Source organism: Streptomyces sp. NPDC006332 (genome assembly GCF_040612855.1).
Taxonomy (GTDB): domain Bacteria; phylum Actinomycetota; class Actinomycetes; order Streptomycetales; family Streptomycetaceae; genus Streptomyces.
On the sequence record NZ_JBEXRA010000007.1, the window covers coordinates 98,174 to 117,543 of the forward strand.

The 19,370-nt window shown below is 70.5% G+C and carries 14 protein-coding genes; 9 read left to right on the top strand and 5 right to left on the bottom strand.

Annotated elements, in window-relative coordinates:
• Positions 1-16: 16 nt before the first annotated feature.
• Positions 17-1,255 (bottom strand): ATP-grasp domain-containing protein, encoded by a 1,239-nt coding sequence (locus ABZ027_RS09095; RefSeq protein WP_356766142.1) that lies wholly within the window; start codon positions 1,253-1,255, stop codon positions 17-19.
• A gap of 224 nt (positions 1,256-1,479) precedes the next feature.
• Here ABZ027_RS09095 and fahA point away from each other — a divergent pair, with 224 nt between their 5' ends.
• The 8 genes from fahA (at position 1,480) to ABZ027_RS09135 (ending at position 11,142) form a co-directional block, all read left to right on the top strand.
• The gene (gene fahA / locus ABZ027_RS09100) at positions 1,480-2,694 is read left to right on the top strand and encodes a fumarylacetoacetase (protein ID WP_356765934.1); all 1,215 of its coding nucleotides are present in this window, start codon (positions 1,480-1,482) and stop codon (positions 2,692-2,694) included.
• A gap of 313 nt (positions 2,695-3,007) precedes the next feature.
• Complete coding sequence (locus ABZ027_RS09105; protein WP_356765936.1) at positions 3,008-3,946, top strand: M56 family metallopeptidase; 939 nt, start codon at positions 3,008-3,010, stop codon at positions 3,944-3,946.
• A 184-nt stretch (positions 3,947-4,130) separates the two neighbouring features.
• Positions 4,131-4,919, top strand: coding sequence for a GntR family transcriptional regulator (locus ABZ027_RS09110; RefSeq protein WP_356765938.1), 789 nt, complete (start codon positions 4,131-4,133; stop codon positions 4,917-4,919).
• A gap of 87 nt (positions 4,920-5,006) precedes the next feature.
• Positions 5,007-5,234, top strand: coding sequence for a ferredoxin family protein (locus ABZ027_RS09115; protein WP_003992261.1), 228 nt, complete (start codon positions 5,007-5,009; stop codon positions 5,232-5,234).
• A 17-nt stretch (positions 5,235-5,251) separates the two neighbouring features.
• Positions 5,252-6,601 carry an ABC transporter substrate-binding protein gene (locus tag ABZ027_RS09120; protein ID WP_356765940.1) on the top strand — a complete coding sequence of 450 codons (1,350 nt, stop codon included), beginning with the start codon at positions 5,252-5,254 and terminating at the stop codon, positions 6,599-6,601.
• 98 nt (positions 6,602-6,699) lie between these two features.
• Complete coding sequence (locus ABZ027_RS09125; RefSeq protein ID WP_356766144.1) at positions 6,700-7,548, top strand: ABC transporter permease; 849 nt, start codon at positions 6,700-6,702, stop codon at positions 7,546-7,548.
• The gene (locus ABZ027_RS09130) at positions 7,532-8,305 is read left to right on the top strand and encodes an ABC transporter ATP-binding protein (protein ID WP_356765942.1); all 774 of its coding nucleotides are present in this window, start codon (positions 7,532-7,534) and stop codon (positions 8,303-8,305) included. Before ABZ027_RS09125 ends, ABZ027_RS09130 begins: the two co-directional genes overlap by 17 nt.
• Before the next feature lie 26 nt (positions 8,306-8,331).
• Positions 8,332-11,142 carry a fumarate reductase/succinate dehydrogenase flavoprotein subunit gene (locus ABZ027_RS09135; RefSeq protein WP_356766146.1) on the top strand — a complete coding sequence of 937 codons (2,811 nt, stop codon included), beginning with the start codon at positions 8,332-8,334 and terminating at the stop codon, positions 11,140-11,142.
• A gap of 46 nt (positions 11,143-11,188) precedes the next feature.
• Here the strand turns inward: ABZ027_RS09135 and recQ are convergent, their stop codons facing one another.
• Positions 11,189-13,279 (bottom strand): DNA helicase RecQ, encoded by a 2,091-nt coding sequence (recQ, locus tag ABZ027_RS09140; RefSeq protein WP_356766148.1) that lies wholly within the window; start codon positions 13,277-13,279, stop codon positions 11,189-11,191.
• Positions 13,280-13,477: 198 nt separating this feature from the next.
• Between recQ and ABZ027_RS09145 the strand changes: the two genes are divergently transcribed.
• Positions 13,478-14,080 carry a Uma2 family endonuclease gene (locus tag ABZ027_RS09145; protein WP_356765944.1) on the top strand — a complete coding sequence of 201 codons (603 nt, stop codon included), beginning with the start codon at positions 13,478-13,480 and terminating at the stop codon, positions 14,078-14,080.
• A 79-nt stretch (positions 14,081-14,159) separates the two neighbouring features.
• Here the strand turns inward: ABZ027_RS09145 and nuoN are convergent, their stop codons facing one another.
• Genes nuoN through nuoL form a run of 3 tightly spaced genes read right to left on the bottom strand, consistent with a single transcriptional unit; the run spans position 14,160 to position 19,356 of the window.
• The gene (gene nuoN, locus ABZ027_RS09150) at positions 14,160-15,809 is read right to left on the bottom strand and encodes an NADH-quinone oxidoreductase subunit NuoN (protein ID WP_356765946.1); all 1,650 of its coding nucleotides are present in this window, start codon (positions 15,807-15,809) and stop codon (positions 14,160-14,162) included.
• Positions 15,806-17,377: an NADH-quinone oxidoreductase subunit M gene (locus tag ABZ027_RS09155; RefSeq protein ID WP_356765948.1), complete on the bottom strand. Its 1,572-nt coding sequence runs from the start codon at positions 17,375-17,377 to the stop codon at positions 15,806-15,808. The genes nuoN and ABZ027_RS09155 overlap by 4 nt, the downstream gene beginning before the upstream one ends.
• Positions 17,378-17,382: 5 nt before the next feature.
• Complete coding sequence (gene nuoL, locus ABZ027_RS09160; protein ID WP_356765950.1) at positions 17,383-19,356, bottom strand: NADH-quinone oxidoreductase subunit L; 1,974 nt, start codon at positions 19,354-19,356, stop codon at positions 17,383-17,385.
• Positions 19,357-19,370: the final 14 nt, after the last annotated feature.

Consider the following 19,370-nt stretch of genomic DNA (forward strand, 5'->3'; position numbering starts at 1 on the left):
TCACTTCGTCAGGTCGTCACTTCGTCAGGTCGCCGAGGCGGTTGCTGCGCCACAGCTGATACAGGTGCTTCGTGCCCGGTCGCACGAAGCGCGCGAGCATCGTGAGGAACGGCAGCGGGTCGTCACCCGCGAGCCAGGCCAGCTCCGTCCCGCTCGCCCGCGCCGGTGCGTGCGGCGTCGTGTAGCCGCTGCGGCGGTAGGCGAGCAGGGCGGGCAGGTCGATGTTCTCCACGATGTACCGGTGGCCGGCCCGCTGTTCCCCCTCCGGAACGGTGCGCCCGGTCAGGTCCAGATGCATGGCACGCACCACGTCCACCCCCGACTCGCTCTCGAAGAGCCGGAACTGGGCGCCCATGCGCGGGTTGAAGTCGAGGAGTTTGTACTGCCCGTCGCGCCGGTCGAAGCGCAGGTCGAGGTCGATGATTCCGGTGAAGCCGAGCTGTTTGATGAAACGCGCGGCGAGGTCCGCGAGTTCCGGATTGTCGACGACGTACGCCCGCGCCGTCATGCCCGCGTGCGGTGGCCAGGAACGGACCTTGACCCCGGTGAACAGGGCCAGCGGGACCGAGTCCCGGTCGAAGTACGCGTGCACTATCCAGTCCTCCGCCTCCTCCCTCGGCAGGTACTCCTGGAGGACCACCCCGGGACGTTCGCCCCAGTCCCGTGCCAGGCGGAGAAGCCCTGCGGGGGTGGTGATGCGGGTGGTGCCGTTCACGGCTGGCCGTTCCCGCCGTACGAACGCCTCGCGGTTCTTGGCCACCACCGGGAAGCGGGCCTTCTCCGCGAAGTCGACGACATCGTCGTACGACCGCGGGAAGGCCGCCGACGGGCTCGGAATCCCGTGTTCCACGCACAGTTCGTGCAGCCCCTGTTTGCTGGCGAGGCGGCGCGGCAGCACCGGATCGACGCGCGGGAAGAGGAAGCGGTCAGCGAGTTCGCCCTGGTGTTCGGCGATGAGGACGGCGGCCTCCTCGTCGGTGGGGATCAGCACCGCGGGCCGGCCGATCCGTCGCCCGATCCGCAGCAGCCCCTCCACCAGACGGCCCGGGTCCTCCGTCCCCCTCGTCGGCCACACGAACGCGCGCTCCAGGTAGCGCGACGCGGCCGCGGGTGTGTAACGGTCCTCGGTGATCGCGTACATCGGGACGCCCAGGCGGCCCAGACTCCGGATGGCGCCGACACCGCCGTGGTGCAGCGGGTAGTCGCCGAACTTCACGATCAGGCCCGGCACTTCACGGGCGGCCGAAAACGGCACACTGCTCATGCTCCTGGCCACGGGTCCCCCCACGTGTCCCCCCTACGGACCGGACCCACCCCGTCCATGTCCCCCAAAGGACGCTAAGCCGGAATTGCCACCTCCCACAAGGAAATTTCGGACATTGCAAACTCTTTAGACACTGCCCAGGGCGGGCAACTCAGCCGTAACGTGTGGCACGACCACATGAACCGCACGGTTTGCACGAGAGTGAGGCAGCACCCATGCCCCCCTTCGACCTCCCCGAGGGCGACCCCTTCGGCCCGCACAACCTTCCGTACGGCGTGTTCTCGCTCCCCGGCTCGACGGACCGGACCGTTGGCGTCCGAGTGGGGGACCAGGTACTCGACGCGGGCGCCGCGGCGGCCACTCTGGGCTCCCCCTACGCCTCCCTGCTGGCCCGCCCCTCCCTGGGTCCGCTCCTCGCCGCGGGCCGCACGGCATGGTCGGACGTGCGCCGCGCGCTGACGGCATGGGTGACGGTGCCGTCCCACCAGGACGCCATCGCGCACCTCTTCCGCCCGCTGTCCGACGTCACCCTGCATCTCCCCTTCGAGGTCGCGGACTACGTCGACTTCTACGCCTCGGAGAACCACGCCCGCAACGTCGGACAGATCTTCCGCCCGGACGCCGCCGACTCCCTGACCCCCAACTGGAAGCACCTGCCGATCGGTTACCACGGCCGCGCCGGCACGGTGGTGGTCTCCGGCACGGACGTCGTACGACCGTCGGGCCAGCGCAAGGCCCCAACCGACCCCGCGCCCGTCTTCGGGCCGTCCGTCCGACTGGACATCGAGGCCGAGGTCGGCTTCGTGGTCGGGGCGCCCTCGGAGCCGGGCAGGCCGGTGGCGTTGACCGACTTCCGCGAGCACGTCTTCGGGCTGTGCCTGCTCAACGACTGGTCGGCGCGGGACATCCAGGCATGGGAGTACGTCCCCCTCGGCCCGTTCCTCGGCAAGTCCTTCGCCACCTCTGTGTCCGCGTGGGTCACTCCGCTGGACGCCCTGGAGGAGGCGCGGGTGACACCGCCGGAGCGCACCCACACCCCGCTGCCGTACCTGGACGACTCCGAGGACGAGCCCGGCGGCTACGACCTGCGCATCTCGGTCTCCCTCAACGGCCACGTCGTTTCGGAGCCCCCCTTCTCCACCATGTACTGGACCGCCGCCCAGCAGCTGGCCCACATGACGGTCAACGGCGCCTGGCTGCGGACCGGCGACCTGTACGGCTCGGGAACGGTGAGCGGACCTTCCGAGCGCGAACGGGGTTCCCTGCTGGAGCTGACCTGGAACGGCCGCGACGCACTCGAACTCCCCGACGGCAAGCGGACGTTCCTGGAGGACGGCGACGTGGTGACCCTGTCGGCGTGGGCGCCCGGGCCGGACGGGGTGCGGGTGGGGTTGGGCGAGGTCAGCGGGAGGGTCGTACCGGGCGCTTGAGGGCGTCGCGGAGGCCGGACGGGGCGCCGGTGAGGCCGGGCGGGGCGCCGGTGAGCGGGCCGGCGGTGCGTGTCGACACAGCCGGTCCGGCCCGCCGTACGAACAGGACCGCGCCCAGCTCGCCGCACTGGGCACTACGCCTCTGACATCGGTGTCCTCGTTACCGCCTGACTCCGGCGCCTCCCACGGTCATACTGGCGGCGGGCGCCACGCACGGTTCGAGACACCGCACCCGCCGCCCGCACAGTCCCACGCAGCCCCACCGCCCGACCCGTAGCCGCCTCTCTTCCGACCAGGATCCGGAGCCCGTGGCATGACCTTCTGCCTGCTCCTGCTGAGCGCCGTCGCCCTGACGGCCGCCGTGCCGGCCCCGCGCGCGCTGACCCGGGCCGCGTGGCCCGAGCGGGACCCGGTGGTCGGTCTGTGGGTGTGGCAGTGCCTGGTCGCCACGGTCCTGCTGTGCTGTCTGACCGCCCTGGTCCTCGGTGCCGCCGCGGTCTTCCAGACGGTCCGCGACCACGTCTTCGCCCCGGCACCGCCCGCCGTGACCGCGGCCTACGACCTCTCCGCGGCCCCGGAGTGGGCCGTCGCCCTCACCCTGCTGCTGGCCTGCGGGGCGGCCTGGACGACCGCGATGCTGACCCGGGAGCTCGTCGAGGCCCGCCGTCGACGCGGCAAGGCCCACGCCCACCTGCGGGAGCGCGCGCCCGACCTGCCGGCGGGGCTGCCCGAGGCACGCGGCCCGCTGCTGGTCCTGGAGGACGAGTATCCGGACGCCTGGTGGATGCCGGGCCACCCGCCCCAGCTGATCGTCACGACCGGCGCTCTGCACCGGCTCACCGACCACCAGCTCGACGCCGTCCTCACCCACGAACGCGGCCACGCCCGGGCCCGCCACAACTGGCTGCTCCACCTCTCCACCGCGCTGGCCACCGGCTTTCCCCAGGTCCCGCTGTTCTCCCACTTCTGCGACCAGACCCACCGCCTGGTCGAGCTCGCCGCCGACGACACCGCCTCGCGCCGCTGCGGCCACCTCACGACGGCATTGGCCCTGATCGAGCTCAACCAACACCGCGGTGTCCTCTCCTGCGCCTCCACCCACCGCCTCCTCGGCGAGCGGGTGGACCGCCTCCTGGAACCCCAGCCCCGCCTGGGCCCCAGACACCGACTGCTGACGACGACGGTGGCGGCCCTGGTGCCCCTGCTCCCCCTTCTGATCACCTTCGCCCCGGGCCTGACGGCACTGTCGTAGGCCTCCCCCGCGGCACCGCCCCCGATCCGCGTCGCGACCGCCCGGTGGCAGATCTTCCCGCCCGGTGGCAGATCTTCCCGCGCAGCGCCAGACCCCCCAGGTCAGTGGCCGCACCGGTGGAGCGCTGGGTGGCGCAACACTCCCGCAACACAGCTTTTCCTACCGGCTCGGTATGGTTCAAAACATGCCAACCTCCGACCGCGTCCGAGAGCACGCCGGCCAGGGCGCGACCACCGTCGCCGCCCACCGCGCACGCCGTCGGCTGCGCGCGGACCAGGCACGCCAACTGGCCGACCTGCTGCGCCACCAGATCCTCACGGCCGGATTCCCAGAGGGCACCCTCCCCCACGAGTCCACCTTGGCCACCGACTACCGCGCCTCCCGCAACACGGTCCGCCAAGCCCTGGACCTGCTCCGCGCGGAAGGCCTGGTCGAGCGCCTCCCGGGCGTCGGCACCGTGGTCGTCGGCCAGAAGTACCCGCACGGCCTCGACCATCTGATGGGCCTCGCGGAAACCCTCCACGAACACGGCCGCGTCACCAACGAGGTGCGCACGATGGGCCCCGCCCCGGCCCCCGCGCCCGTCGCCGACCGCCTCCAAGTCCCACCCGGCACGGACGTCCTCTACATCGAACGCCTGCGCCGCCTCAACGGCCTCCCTCTCTCCCTCGACCTCACCTACATCCCGCTCGACATCGGCACCGCCCTGCTCGGCGCGGACCTGGAGAACACCGACGTCTTCCGCCTCCTGGAAGCCATCACCGGTCAGCGTCTCGGCCACGCCGAGATCACCCTGGAGGCGGTGAACGCGGACACCCACTCCGCCGCCGTACTGGAAGCCCCGCGCGGCGCGGCCGTCCTGATGCTGGAACGCCTCACGCACCTCGCCGACGGCCGCCCGGTCGACCTCGAGTTCATCCGCTTCCGCGGGGACCGCATCACGATGAGCGGCCTGCTGCACCGGTCGTTATGACCACGCGCTCGTCGCCGCACCCATGTAACCGGTAATCCGTGTAACCCGTAATCACCACCCCCGCTTGCGTACTCCCTGGAGACAGCCATGCCCTTGGCGCCCCAGCGGGCCGACGTGCCCGTGACCATCGACGAGTCGAAGTGCATCGACGGCTGCACGCTCTGCGTGGACATGTGCCCGCTGGACTCCCTCGCCATCGACGAGCGCAACGGGAAGGCCTACATGCACGTCGACGAGTGCTGGTACTGCGGCCCCTGCGCGGCCCGCTGTCCCACTGGAGCCGTCACGGTCAACATGCCCTATCTGCTCCGGTGAGAGGCCCCAGATCTTCCATGAAACACCAACGCACAGCAGTCGCCGCGGCGGCCGTCGCCCTGCTCCTCCCCCTCAGCGCCTGCGGCGGTGACGCGTCGGCCGGTGACAGCTCCACGGTCACCGTCACCGTCGGCTACCAGTCCAAGACGATCAACACGGTCACCGCCGGCACCCTCCTGCGCTCCCTCGGCTACTTCGAGAAGCAACTCAACGCCCTCCACGACGGCCACACCTACAAGGTCGACTGGCAGGACTACGCCACCGGCGCCCCCATCACCGCCCAGATGACCGCCGGGAAGATCGACATCGGCTCGATGGGCGACTTCCCGCTCCTCATCAACGCGGCCCGCGGCAAGCAGCTCGGCAAGCCCACCCGGCTGGTCTCGGTCACCGGCTACAACCTCCGCGGCGGTCTCAACACGATCGTCACCTCCCCCGGCTCCAAGCTGAAATCCCTCACCGACCTCCGCGGCAAGAAGGTGTCGACCAGCATCGGCTCAGCCGCCGACGGCACCCTCGTGCGCGCCCTGCAACGCGCCGGCCTCGACCCGGACAAGGACATCGAGAAGCTCAACCAGCAGCCCGCGGTGGGCGCTTCGGCCCTCACCGCCGGCAGCACGGACGCGCTCTCGCAGTTCGTCGCCTGGCCCGGCCTTCTCACCTTCCAGGGCAAGGCGAAGGCCCTGTACGACGGCGCCCAGCTGAACCTCCCCACCTTCCACGGCGTCACCGCCCGCGAAGACTTCGCCAAGGAGCGGCCCGCCGTCCTGGAGGCCTTCCTGAAGGCCCAGGCGGAGGCGACCGACTACCTCGACGAACACCCCGTGACGGCCGCCGAGAAGGTCGCCAAGGCCACCACCCTGCCCGCCGAGGTCGTCTACCTCTACAACGGCGACCACGGCATCTCCACCTTCGACCCGGCGATCAAGCCCCAGCTGGTCTCCGCGCTGAAGGACGACGTGTCGGTGCTGAAGTCGGCGAAGCTGACCGGCGACGTGGACGTGGACGCCTTCGTCGACGACAAGTACGTCAAGAAGGCCCTCGGCGCGGACTACACGAAGCGGCTCTCCGCCGCGCCCGCTCCCGCCGCGAGCGAGGTCTGGCCCAAGGGCGCCGAGACGACCCGCAGCTTCAAGACTCCTGCCGAGCTGCTGCGTTATGTCGCCGCGCACAAGTCCGACATCCGCGCCTCCTACGTCCCCGACGCGACCACCGGCACCCTCTGGTTCGCCGACAAGGCGGTCTGGGTGGCCGACGGTGACCAGCTCCTCCCCTTCGTCGCCCCGGCGACCGCGCAGTCGTACGTCGCCGGGCACGGCGGCGCCCGCGTCATCACGTACGCCGACGCGCTGGGGCGGGCCTCGTGACCCGGGACGCGCGGCAGCCGGACCCTGCCGCGCCACCGCACCCGAGGCGGGCGGGCCGGTTCGCGCACCGGTATCCGCGGCGGGTCGGCCGCTACGCACTGCGCATCGCCTCGCTGGCGGTCGCCCTCGGCACCTGGCAGCTGCTGACCAGCCTGGACGTCAATCTGTGGCTGCGCTTCTCGCAGTTCCCCACGGTCACCGACGTGGCCCACGCCTTCACCGACCGGCTGTCCGGCCCCGACTACTGGACGGACCTCACCGACAGCCTCACCCGCATCCTCACCGGCTTCCTCCTCGCGGCCGTCCTGGGCGTGGCCACGGGCGTGCTCGTGGCGCGGTCGCGGCTCGCGGAGGACCTGCTCGGACCGGTGCTCGAAGTGATCCGGCCGGTGCCCGCCATCGCCCTCGTCCCGGTCGCGATCCTCCTGTTCCCCTCCAACGAACAGGGCATCGTCTTCATCACCTGCGCCGCCGCCTTCTTCCCGGTCCTGGTCTCCACCCGGCACGCGGTCCGCGCGCTGACCCCGGTGTGGGAGGAGGCGGTACTCACGATGGGCGGCGGCCGGTGGCGGATCCTCGCCTCGGTGGTGCTGCCCGGCGCGCTGCCCGGGATCTTCGGCGGTCTGTCGGTCGGCATCGGCGTCTCGTGGATCTGCGTGATCTCCGCCGAGATGATCTCCGGCCAGTACGGCGTCGGCTACCGCACCTGGCAGGACTACACCGTCGTCGACTACCCGGGCGTCTTCGTCGGCATGGTCACCATCGGCGTCCTCGGCTGGCTCACCTCCACGGCCGTCGAAATGCTCGGCCGGCGCCTGACCCACTGGCTTCCGCGCACGTCCTACGCCCCGGGCACGCGTGTCCCCCGAACCCGCGCCGCCGCCCCCACCCCCGTGGTGGCGCAACCCAGGACCGAGGAGGAGGTGCCCCATGACCAGCTCGTCTGAGGTCCGCCCCGCGAGGCAGGCACGGACCGGTGCCGGGCTCACCCTGCGTGGCGCCACGCTCGGCCGCCCTGGCGCGATCGCGCTGGACGAGGTGGACCTCGACGTGGCGCCCGGCGAGATCCTCTCCGTGGTCGGCCCCTCGGGCTGCGGCAAGTCGACGCTGCTGCGCACCTTCGCGGGCCTGCTGCCCCCACTCGCCGGCACGGTCACCCAGGACGGCAGTCCGCTGACCGGGCCCGGCGCCGACCGCGCCCTGGTCTTCCAGGAGGACGCCCTGCTGCCCTGGCGCACCCTGCGCGCCAACGTCGAACTCCCGCTCGCCATCCAGGGGTTGCCGCGCGGGCAGCGCAGGGAACAGGCCGACGCCTGGCTCGACCGGGTAGGACTCGCCGACCGGGCCCGGCAGTTGCCGCACCGGGTCTCCGGCGGCCAGCGCCAGCGCGCCCAACTGGCCCGCGCCCTCGCCGCCCGGCCCCGTGCCGTCCTGATGGACGAGCCGTTCGGTGCCCTCGACGCCCAGACCCGCTCCGGCATGCAGGACCTGCTGGTGGAGGTGCTGAGCGGCACGGGCGCGACCGTCGTGTTCGTCACCCACGACGTCGACGAGGCCCTGTTCCTCGGCGACCGGGTGGCCCTGCTCGGCGCGGGCGGCCTGATCGCGGTCCGGGACGTCCCGAGCCCCCGCGACCGCTCGGCGCACGCCGACCCGGCGCGCGTGGCACTGCGGCGTGACGTCCTCACCTCCCTCAGCAGCTGACTCCTCAGTACGTGAAAGGCACCCTGGTGGACACCATCCCGGACACCCCCACGGCCGGCGCCACGGACAGTCTCCCGGCGATCCCCGCGCTCACCGACGCCGAGGAGCTGACCTGCGACGTCCTCGTCATCGGAGGCGGCACCGCCGGCACCATGGCCGCCCTGACCGCCGCCGAGCACGGTGCGAACGTCCTGCTCCTGGAGAAGGCCCACGTCCGTCACTCCGGCGCCCTCGCCATGGGCATGGACGGCGTCAACAACGCGGTCATCCCAGGTCGCGCCGAGCCCGACGACTACGTCGCCGAGATCACCCGCGCCAACGACGGCATCGTCGACCAGTCCACCGTCCGTCAGACCGCGACCCGCGGCTTCGCCATGGTGCAGCGCCTGGAGTCGTACGGCGTGAAGTTCGAGAAGGACGAGCACGGCGACTACGCGGTCCGCCAGGTCCACCGCTCCGGCTCCTATGTGCTGCCGATGCCGGAGGGCAAGGACGTCAAGAAGGTGCTGTACCGGCAGTTGCGGCGGCGCGAGATGCGGGAGCGGATCCGCATCGAGAACCGGGTGATGCCAGTGCGCGTGCTGACCTCGCCCGCGGACGGGCGGGCCGTGGGGGCGGCGGGCTTCAACACCCGTACGGGACAGTTCGTCACCGTCCGCGCGGGCGCGGTGATCCTCGCCACCGGCGCCTGCGGCCGCCTCGGTCTGCCGGCGTCCGGCTACCTGTACGGCACGTACGAGAACCCCACCAACGCGGGCGACGGCTACGCCATGGCCTACCACGCGGGCGCCGAGCTCACCGGCATCGAGTGCTTCCAGATCAACCCGCTGATCAAGGACTACAACGGTCCGGCCTGCGCCTACGTCGCCAACCCGTTCGGCGGGTACCAGGTCAACCGGCACGGCGAACGCTTCGTCGACTCCGACTACTGGTCGGGCCAGATGATGGCGGAGTTCGCGGCGGAGGTCGCCTCCGACCGGGGCCCCGTGTACCTGAAGCTCAGCCACCTCCCGGAGGAGTCGGTCTCGGCCCTGGAGTCGATCCTGCACTCCACCGAGCGTCCGACCCGTGGCACCTTCCACTCCGGACGCGGTCATGACTACCGCACCCACGACATCGAGATGCACATCTCCGAGATCGGCCTGTGCGGCGGCCATTCGGCCTCCGGTGTCCGCGTCGACGACCACGCCCGCACGACCGTCCCCCGTCTCTACGCCGCCGGCGACCTGGCCTGCGTCCCGCACAACTACATGATCGGCGCGTTCGTCTTCGGTGACCTGGCGGGCGCGGACGCGGCCCAGTACCGGCCGTACGAGGGCGAGTTGCCGGCGGGCCAACTGCGGGACGCGCACGAGCTGATCTACCGCCCGCTGCACAACCCGGACGGCCCTCCGCAGGCCCAGGTCGAGTACAAGCTGCGCCGCTTCGTGAACGACTACGTGGCCCCGCCGAAGTCGGGCGCCCGGCTGTCCCTGGCCCTGGAGGCGTTCGAGCGGATGCGGGCCGACATCGCGGAGATGGGTGCCCACACGCCGCACGAGCTGATGCGTTGCGCGGAGGTCAGCTTCATCCGTGACTGCGCGGAGATGGCCGCCCGTGCCTCCCTGGCCCGCACGGAGTCCCGCTGGGGCCTCTACCACGATCGTCTCGACCACCCGCGGCGCGACGACGCGTCCTGGTTCCACCACCTCGATCTGCACAAGTCCCCCTCTGGTGCGATGGAGTTCACGGCTCGTCCCGTGGCTCCCTATCTGGTCCCGATCGAGGAGTTCACCCCGACCGGCGGTGCGTCCCGGCACCTCGGTGAGGTGCACGCCGAACAGGTGGCGACGGCCGGGGCGCGGGACCTCGCTCCGGTGGCCACCCAGACCGGGGCGGCACAGCCGGAGACGGGCGGCGACCGGGAGAGCGCTCACGCCCGCCCCGTCCCCGAGCAGTCCTCGACCCGTCTCCTCGAACTCGTCGCTCTAGCCGAGGAGCAGCCCGAACTCGATGCTCTCCGGCCGTACTTGACCGACCCTTCATCCTCCGTCCGTCGCGAATCCGTCGCCGTCCTGACCGAGGCGCTGCCGACCGGGACGGGGCCCGCCCTCGCCGAGGCGCTCCGCGACCCCGCCGCCGAGGTCCGCGCCACTGCCGCCGCCTCGTTGCGCGAGCTCGTCGAGACACTCCCGCCCGAACCAGCCCTGCGCGACGGTCTCGGCGCGGCGCTGGCCGAGTCCGATCCGGTCGTCCGTGCCGCGGCCCTGGACGTACTGCGCGCCCTGCGTCTCGGTGACGCCGCTCTCTTCGCCGGCTCCCTCTCGGATTCCGACACCGCCGTCCGCATCGAGGCCGTGCGTGCGCTGGTGTCGGTCGACGCCGCCGAGGAACTCGCCCGCGCCGCCACGGTCGACCCGTCACGCGAGGTCCGCGTCACGATCGCCAAGGCACTGGCGACGGTGTTCGCGGGACGCCCGGCCCTCGACCCCGACCCCGTCCACACCGCCCTCGCCGCCCTGCTCGACGACCCCGACGCCCTGGTGCGCGGTGCCGCCTACGGAGCGCTGGGCACCACCGGCTGCCCCGCACCGCTCGCCACCCGGGCCACGGCCGCTCTGGCCGACCCCGCCTGGCAGGTACGGTCGGGCGCCGCCACCGCCCTGTCCGCGGCGGACCCCGACACGGCCGTCCCCGCGCTGGCCAAGGCTCTGGCCGACCCGAACGCCGACGTCCGCAAGGCCGCGGTCCTGGCGCTGACCCGCCTCTCCGACACCGAGGCTGCCCGCGCGGCCCTGTCCACGGCCACCACGGACACGGACGCGGACGTCAGGGCGTACGCCACCCGAGCCCTGTAGGGCCCTGGCGCCCGACCCCTACATCCAGCCCTTTACATCCAGCCCTCTATATCCAGTCCTCCGGTTCGGGCTCCCCGTCCATCTCCGGCCAGTCGTCGAAGCCCGATCCGGAAACAGGCCCCGACCCCGGCCCTGACCCCGAACCCGGTCCCGGGTCGATGTCCCGCGCCGGGCTCGACGCGGGGCCCCCGCTGCCATCCGTCGGGTTCGGTGCCACGGCCCCGGGAGGGCCGCCCAGTCCGGCGAGCACCCCGACCACGCCCTCCCCATAGGTCACCAGCTTCTTCTCGCCGACGCCGCTGATCCCACCGAGCTGCTGCACCGAGGTGGGCCACACCGTCGCGATCTCCCGCAGTGTCGCGTCGTGGAAGATGACGTACGCCGGAACGCCCTGTTCCCGCGCCTGCTCGGCCCGCCAGGCACGCAGCGCCTCGAAGGCCGGCTGGAGGGACTCGGGCAGTTCGGCCGCCGCGGCCTTGGCCTTGCGCTCGCCGCGCCCGGATCCCGACGAGCCGGACCCCGAGGACCGAGAGGGCACCGCCTTCTTCGGCTCCTTGCGCAGCGGCACCTCCCGCTCCCGCCGCAGCACCGACCCGCTCGCCTCGGTCAGCACCAGCGTGCCGTACTCCCCCTCCACCGCGAGAAGCCCCTGCGCCAGCAACTGCCGTACGACACCTCGCCATTCGCCGTCGGAGAGGTCTTCGCCGATACCGAACACGGACAGCTGGTCGTGGTCGAACTGGATCACCTTGGCCGTGCGCTTGCCCTGGAGGATGTCGACGATCTGCACCGCGCCGAACTTCTGGCCCCGCTCCCGCTGGAGCCGCACCACCGTCGACAGCACCTTCTGCGCGGCGACCGTGCCGTCCCACGTCTCCGGCTTCACGAGACAGGTGTCGCAGTTGCCGCAGCCTGCCGTGTCGGGGTCCTGGCCGAAGTAGGCGAGAAGCTGGCCGCGTCGGCACTGGGCCGTCTCGCACAGCGCGAGCATCGAGTCCAGGTGATCCGCGGCCCGGCGCCGGAACGCCTCGTCGCCCTCACCGGACTGGATCAGCTTGCGCTGCTGTATGACGTCGTTGAGGCCGTACGCCATCCATGCCGTGGACGGCAGACCGTCACGGCCGGCACGGCCCGTCTCCTGGTAGTAGCCCTCGACCGACTTGGGCAGGTCGAGATGGGCCACGAAGCGGACGTCCGGCTTGTCGATGCCCATGCCGAAGGCGATGGTGGCGACCACGACCAGCCCGTCCTCCCGCAGAAAGCGGGACTGATGGGCCGCGCGGGTACCCGCGTCGAGGCCCGCGTGGTACGGCACCGCCTCGATGCCGTTGCGGGACAGGAACTCGGCGGTCGCCTCCACCGACTTGCGTGAGAGGCAGTACACGATGCCCGCGTCACCGGCGTGCTCCTCCCGCAGAAGGCCCAGCAGCTGCTTCTTGGGGTCGGCCTTCGGCACGATCCGGTACTGGATGTTGGGCCGGTCGAAGCTCGCCACGAAGTGGCGGGCCCGCGGCATGTTCAGCCGCTGGGTGATCTCCTGGTGCGTCGCGTGCGTGGCCGTCGCCGTCAACGCGATGCGCGGGACGTCCGGCCAGCGCTCGCCGAGCAGGGACAGGGACAGGTAGTCGGGACGGAAGTCGTGGCCCCACTGGGACACGCAGTGCGCCTCGTCGATCGCGAAGAGAGCGATCTTGCCGCGCGAGAGCAGGTCCAGGGTGGAGTCCAGCCGCAGCCGCTCCGGCGCCAGGTACAGCAGGTCCAGCTCGCCCGCCAGATACTCGGCCTCGACGACTCGCCGCTCTTCGAAGTCCTGCGTGGAGTTCATGAACCCGGCGCGCACGCCCAGGGCCCGCAGCGCGTCGACCTGGTCCTGCATCAGCGCGATGAGCGGTGAGACCACAATGCCCGTACCCGGCCTGACCAGGGACGGAATCTGGTAGCACAGGGACTTTCCGCCGCCGGTCGGCATCAGGACGACAGCGTCCCCGCCGGCCACCACATGCTCGATGACCTCGCCCTGCGCGCCGCGGAAGGCCTCGTACCCGAAGACCCGGTGCAGCGTGGCCAGTGCCTCGCTCTGCGTCGCCGAGGTCTCGGTGATCCCTGGCATCTCGATGATCCCGCCCGTCCCGCCCATAGCCATGTCCCCCGTACGTCGTCCCTCGACCACTGCGTCCACGATAGGCGTCCGGACTGACACCGCCGGAGTTATCCACAGGTCCCGCCACGCCTCCCGTCAAGGACACGATGATCGTTCACACGTTCGCGGGAGACCTGCCCGTTTCCGGCGGATAGTCTGATTGCACCGGCGAGACTTCGTCCCATGGGAGCACTGATGAGCGTCGCACCGAAGGCGTCCACGCCCAGCTGGCCGATTCCGCCGGAGGGCGGCTGGACCGCCGATGACCTGGACCGGCTTTCGGATCTTCCTCCCCACACGGAACTGATCGACGGGAGCCTGGTCTTCGTGAGTCCGCAGACTGCCTTTCACGAGCGTGCTGTTGATTTCTTCAAATGGCAGCTGCAGTCCCTGGCCCCAGCGGACTTCGAGGTCTTCCGAGAGTTCACCATCGACATCGACCGGCAGAACCGCCCCGAGCCGGACGTGGTCGTGGTCCGCGGGGATGCGGTGGAGGATCCGGAGCAGACCCGGTTCCCGGCCGAAGCCGTGTTGCTCGCGATCGAGGTCGTCTCCGCGGACTCCGTTTCCCGGGACCGCGAGACCAAGCCGTTGAAGTACGCGCGAGCGAAGATCCCCCACTACTGGCGGGTCGAGAACGAGAACGGCCGCGCCGCGGTGCACGCATTCGAACTGGAGCCCACGACGGGCGCCTACACCAGCGTCGGCATCTTCCGGGAGCGGATGAAGGTGGATGCCCCCTTCTCTGTGGACCTCGACCTCACCAAGATCAAGACGCGCCACGGGCAGGACCGGTAGTCCCCTTACGGCACCGCACCGCAGTGGCCCGGCTCCGCAGGAACGGAGAGCCGGGCCACTGCGTACGAACCGTGCCACCTCAGCGCACGAACACTCCCGCCTGGTTCGCCAGGTCCAGGAAGTACTGCGGCGCGACACCGAGCACCAGCGTCACCGCCACACCCACCCCGATCGCGGTCGTCGTCAACGGGGACGGCACCGCCACGGTCGGGCCCTCGGGCCGCGGCTCACTGAAGAACATCAGCACGATGACGCGGATGTAGAAGAAGGCAGCGATCGCGGACGAGATCACACCCACCACGACCAGCGGGGCCGCGCCGCCCTCTGCCGCCGCCTTGAACACGGCGAACTTACCGGCGAACCCGGAGGTCAGCGGAATGCCCGCGAAGGCCAGCAGGAAGACCGCGAACACCGCAGCCACCAGCGGTGAACGCCGGCCGAGCCCGGCCCACTTGGACAGGTGGGTCGCCTCACCGCCGGCATCCCGGACGAGCGTGACCACCGCGAACGCCCCGATGGTGACGAACGAGTACGCGGCCAGATAGAAGAGGACCGAGGACACACCGTCGGGCGTGGTCGCGATGACACCCGCGAGGATGAAGCCCGCGTGCGCGATGGACGAGTACGCCAGCAACCGCTTGATGTCGGTCTGCGTGATCGCGACGATCGCACCGCCCAGCATGGTGACGACGGCGACGCCCCACATGACCGGCCGCCAGTCCCAGCGCAGCCCCGGCAGCACCACGTACAGGAGCCTCAGCAGCGCGCCGAAGGCCGCCACCTTGGTGGCCGCCGCCATGAAGCCGGTCACCGGAGTCGGCGCGCCCTGGTAGACGTCAGGCGTCCACATGTGGAACGGGACCGCGCCGACCTTGAAGAGCAGGCCCATCACCAGCATGGCCGCACCGATGAGCAGCAACGCGTCATTGCCCATGGTGTCCGCGAGCGCCGGGTTGACGTTCGTGACGGTGCCGTCGACGACCTGCGCGATCCTCCCGTACGACATCGAACCCGCGTAGCCGTACAGCAGTGCGATGCCGAAGAGGGTGAACGCGGAGGCGAACGCGCCGAGCAGGAAGTACTTGACCGCGGCCTCCTGCGACATCAGCCGCTTGCGGCGGGCCAGCGCGCACAGCAGGTACAGCGGGAGGGAGAAGACCTCCAGGGCCACGAACAGTGTCAGCAGGTCGTTGGCGGCCGGGAAGATCAGCATGCCGGCGATCGCGAACAGCAGCAGCGGGAACACCTCGGTGGTGGTGAACCCGGCCTTCACCGCGGCCTTCTCGCCGTCGCTGCCGGGCACCGAGGCCGCCTGCGCGGCGAAGGAGTCGACGCGGTTTCCGTGCGTCTCGGGGTCGAGCCGCCGCTCGGCGAAGGTGAACAGGCCGACCACGCCGGCCAGCAGGATGGTGCCCTGCAGGAACAGGGCCGGGCCGTCCACGGCGATCGCGCCCATCGCCACGATGCCGGCCTTCGTCGTCGCGTACCCGTCGGAGGCGAGCGCGACGACCGCGGCGAAGGCGGCGGCCAGCGCGACCACGGACACGAACAGTTGGGCGTAGTAACGGGACCTGCGGGGGACGAACGCCTCGACCAGCACCCCGAGGAGCGCCGCTCCGACGATGATCAGGATGGGCGAGAGTTGTCCGTACTCGAACTTCGGTGCGTCGATCTTCGAGATCGGATCGGCCGCGGTTGTCCACAGGCTGTGGACGGCTGTTGCGCTCACTTGGCCGCCTCCACCTCGGGCTGGGGGTCCTTCTGATGTACATCGGACATGGTCTGCTTGACCGCCGGGTCGACGATGTCGGTGACCGGCTTCGGGTAGACGCCCAGGAAGATCAGCAGTACGACCAGCGGGGCGACGACCACGAGTTCCCGCACCCGGAGATCCGGCATCGCCGCCACCTCGGGTTTCACCGGGCCCGTCATCGTCCTCTGGTAGAGCACCAGGACGTAGAGCGCGGCGAGCACGATGCCGAAGGTGGCGATGATTCCGATCACCGGGTAGCGCGCGAACGTGCCCACCAGGACCAGGAACTCGCTCACGAAGGGCGCGAGCCCGGGGAGCGACAGGGTCGCCAGGCCGCCGATCAGGAAGGTGCCGGCGAGCACCGGGGCGACCTTCTGCACTCCGCCGTAGTCGGCGATGAGCCGCGAGCCGCGACGGGAGATCAGGAAGCCGGCCACCAGCATCAGGGCGGCTGTCGAGATCCCGTGGTTGACCATGTAGAGCGTCGCCCCGGACTGGCCCTGGCTGGTCATCGCGAAGATGCCCAGGATGATGAAGCCGAAGTGCGAGATCGACGCGTACGCCACCAGCCGCTTGATGTCCCGCTGGCCGACGGCGAGCAGCGCCCCGTAGATGATGCTGATCAGCGCCAGTACCAGGATGACGGGCGTGGCCCACTTCGACGCCTCCGGGAACAGCTGGAGGCAGAAGCGGAGCATCGCGAAGGTGCCCACCTTGTCGACGACCGCGGTGATGAGGACGGCGACCGGGGCGGTGGCCTCCCCCATCGCGTTGGGCAGCCAGGTGTGCAGCGGCCACAGGGGTGCCTTCACCGCGAACGCGAAGAAGAAGCCCAGGAACAGCCAGCGTTCGGTGTTGGTCGCCATGTCGAGCGATCCGTTGGCCCGTGCCTCGGCGATCTCCTGGAGCGAGAAGCTCCCGGCGACGACGTACAGACCGATCACGGCGGCCAGCATGATCAGGCCGCCGACCAGGTTGTAGAGCAGGAACTTCACGGCCGCGTACGACCGTTGGGTCGCCGCGTTCTCGTCGGAGCCGGCGTGGGCACGGTCCCCGAAGCCGCCGATGAGGAAGTACATCGGGATCAGCATGGCTTCGAAGAAGATGTAAAAGAGGAAGACGTCGGTGGCCTCGAAGGAGAGGATCACCATCGCCTCGACGGCCAGGATCAGAGCGAAGAAGCCCTGAGTGGGCCGCCAGCGCTTGTTGCCGGTCTCCAGCGGGTCGGCGTCGTGCCAGCCCGCGAGGATGATGAACGGGATCAGCAGCGCGGTCAGCGCGAGCAGCGCCACCCCGATGCCGTCCACGCCGAGCTCGTAGCGGACCCCGAAGTCCTTGATCCAGGCGTGGGATTCGGTGAGCTGGTAGCGGTCACCGTCCGGGTCGAAACGCACCAGGACGACGGCGGCGAGGACGAGGGTGGCGAGCGAGACCAGCAGCGCGAGCCACTTGGCGGCGGTGCGCCGGGCGGCCGGTACCGCGGCCGTGGCGATCGCGCCGACGGCCGGGAGCGCCGCCGTCGCTGTCAGCAGGGGAAAGGACATCGGTATCAGACCGCCCTCATCAGCAGGGTCGCGGCGACGAGGACCGCCGCACCGCCGAACATCGAGACCGCGTACGACCGCGCGAAGCCGTTCTGCAGCCTGCGCATCCGCCCGGAGAGGCCGCCCATCGAGGCCGCCGTGCCGTTGACGACACCGTCGACCAGGGTGTGGTCGACGTACACCAAGGAGCGCGTGAGGTGCTCTCCGCCTCGGACCAGGACCACGTGGTTGAAGTCGTCCTGGAGCAGGTCGCGCCGGGCGGCCCGGGTGAGCAGCGATCCGCGCGGGGCGAGGACCGGCACCGGACGGCGGCCGTACTGGGCGTATGCGACGGCGACGCCGACGACGAGCACCACCATCGTGGCGAGGGTGACCGTCAGCGCGCTGACCGGGGAGTTGCCGTGGTTGTGACCGGTGACGGGCTCCAGCCAGTGCAGGAAGCGGTCGCCGATGCTGAAGAACCCACCCGCGAAGACCGATCCGAAGGCCAGCACGATCATCGGGATCGTCATGGAGCTGGGTGACTCGTGCGGGTGCGGTTCGGCGTGCTCGCCGTGGTGCTCGGCGGCGGGCTCCACGCTCGGCTCGGCCGGGGAGGGCGTCGGAGCGTTGCGCCAGCGTTCCTCTCCGAAGAACGTCATCAGCATCACGCGCGTCATGTAGTACGCCGTGATGGCGGCGCCCAGAAGGGCGCACGCGCCGAGGATCCAGCCCTCGGTGCCGCCCTTGGCGAAGGCCGCCTCGATGATCTTGTCCTTGGAGAAGAAGCCCGACAGGCCGGGGAAGCCGATGATGGCGAGGTAACCGAGGCCGAAGGTGATGAAGGTGATCGGCATGTACTTCCTCAGGCCGCCGTACTTCCTCATGTCGACCTCGTCGTTCATGCCGTGCATGACCGAACCGGCGCCGAGGAACAGCCCGGCCTTGAAGAAGCCGTGCGTCACCAGGTGCATGATCGCGAAAACGTAGCCGATGGGGCCGAGGCCCGCGGCGAGGACCATGTAGCCGATCTGCGACATGGTCGAGCCGGCCAGCGCCTTCTTGATGTCGTCCTTCGCGCAACCGACGATCGCACCGAACAGCAGCGTGACCGCGCCGACCACGGTGACGACGAGTTGGGCGTCGGGGGCCGCGTTGAAGATGGCCGCGGAGCGGACGATCAGGTACACGCCCGCGGTCACCATCGTGGCGGCGTGGATGAGGGCCGAGACCGGGGTCGGGCCTTCCATCGCGTCCCCGAGCCAGGACTGCAGCGGCACCTGGGCGGATTTGCCGCAGGCCGCGAGCAGCAGCATCAGGGCGATCGCGGTGAGCTTGCCCTCGGTGGCGTCACCGGCCAGTCCCGGCTCGTCCAGGGTGCCCAGCAGCGGGCCGAACGCGAAGGTGCCGAAGGTCGTGAACATCAGCATGATCGCGATCGACAGGCCCATGTCGCCGACGCGGTTGACCAGGAAGGCCTTCTTCGCCGCGGTGGCCGCGCTGGGCTTGTGCTGCCAGAACCCGATCAGCAGGTAGGACGCCAGACCGACGCCCTCCCAGCCGACGTACAGCAGGAGGTAGTTGTCGGCGAGGACGAGCAGCAGCATCGCCGCGAGGAACAGGTTCAGGTAACCGAAGAAGCGACGGCGACGCTCGTCGTGCTCCATGTATCCGACCGAGTACAGGTGGATCAGCGAGCCGACGCCGGTGATCAGCAGTACGAAGGTGATCGACAGCTGATCGAGTTGGAAGCCGACGTCCGCCTGGAAGCCGCCGACCGGGATCCAGCTGAACAGGTGCTGGGTGAGGGTGCGGTGCTCGGCGTCCTTGCCGAGCAGGTCGACGAAGAGGATCACACCGATCACGAAGGACGCGCCGGCCAGAGCCGTGCCGATCCAGTGGCCGATGGCGTCCAGTCTCCGGCCGCCGCAGAGCAGGACCGCCGCTCCGAGCAGGGGCGCCGCGATGAGCAGCGCGATCAGGTTCTCAGCGTTAGACACGGTTCAGCGACCCC

Coding starts and splice junctions, on each gene's coding strand:
- fahA (WP_356765934.1), top strand. CDS start 1,480: ATGCCCCCCTTCGACCTCCCCGAGGGCGACCCCTTCGGCCCGCACAAC.
- ABZ027_RS09105 (WP_356765936.1), top strand. CDS start 3,008: ATGACCTTCTGCCTGCTCCTGCTGAGCGCCGTCGCCCTGACGGCCGCC.
- ABZ027_RS09110 (WP_356765938.1), top strand. CDS start 4,131: ATGCCAACCTCCGACCGCGTCCGAGAGCACGCCGGCCAGGGCGCGACC.
- ABZ027_RS09115 (WP_003992261.1), top strand. CDS start 5,007: ATGCCCTTGGCGCCCCAGCGGGCCGACGTGCCCGTGACCATCGACGAG.
- ABZ027_RS09120 (WP_356765940.1), top strand. CDS start 5,252: ATGAAACACCAACGCACAGCAGTCGCCGCGGCGGCCGTCGCCCTGCTC.
- ABZ027_RS09130 (WP_356765942.1), top strand. CDS start 7,532: ATGACCAGCTCGTCTGAGGTCCGCCCCGCGAGGCAGGCACGGACCGGT.
- recQ (WP_356766148.1), bottom strand. CDS start 13,279: ATGGGCGGGACGGGCGGGATCATCGAGATGCCAGGGATCACCGAGACC.
- ABZ027_RS09145 (WP_356765944.1), top strand. CDS start 13,478: ATGAGCGTCGCACCGAAGGCGTCCACGCCCAGCTGGCCGATTCCGCCG.
- ABZ027_RS09155 (WP_356765948.1), bottom strand. CDS start 17,377: ATGTCCTTTCCCCTGCTGACAGCGACGGCGGCGCTCCCGGCCGTCGGC.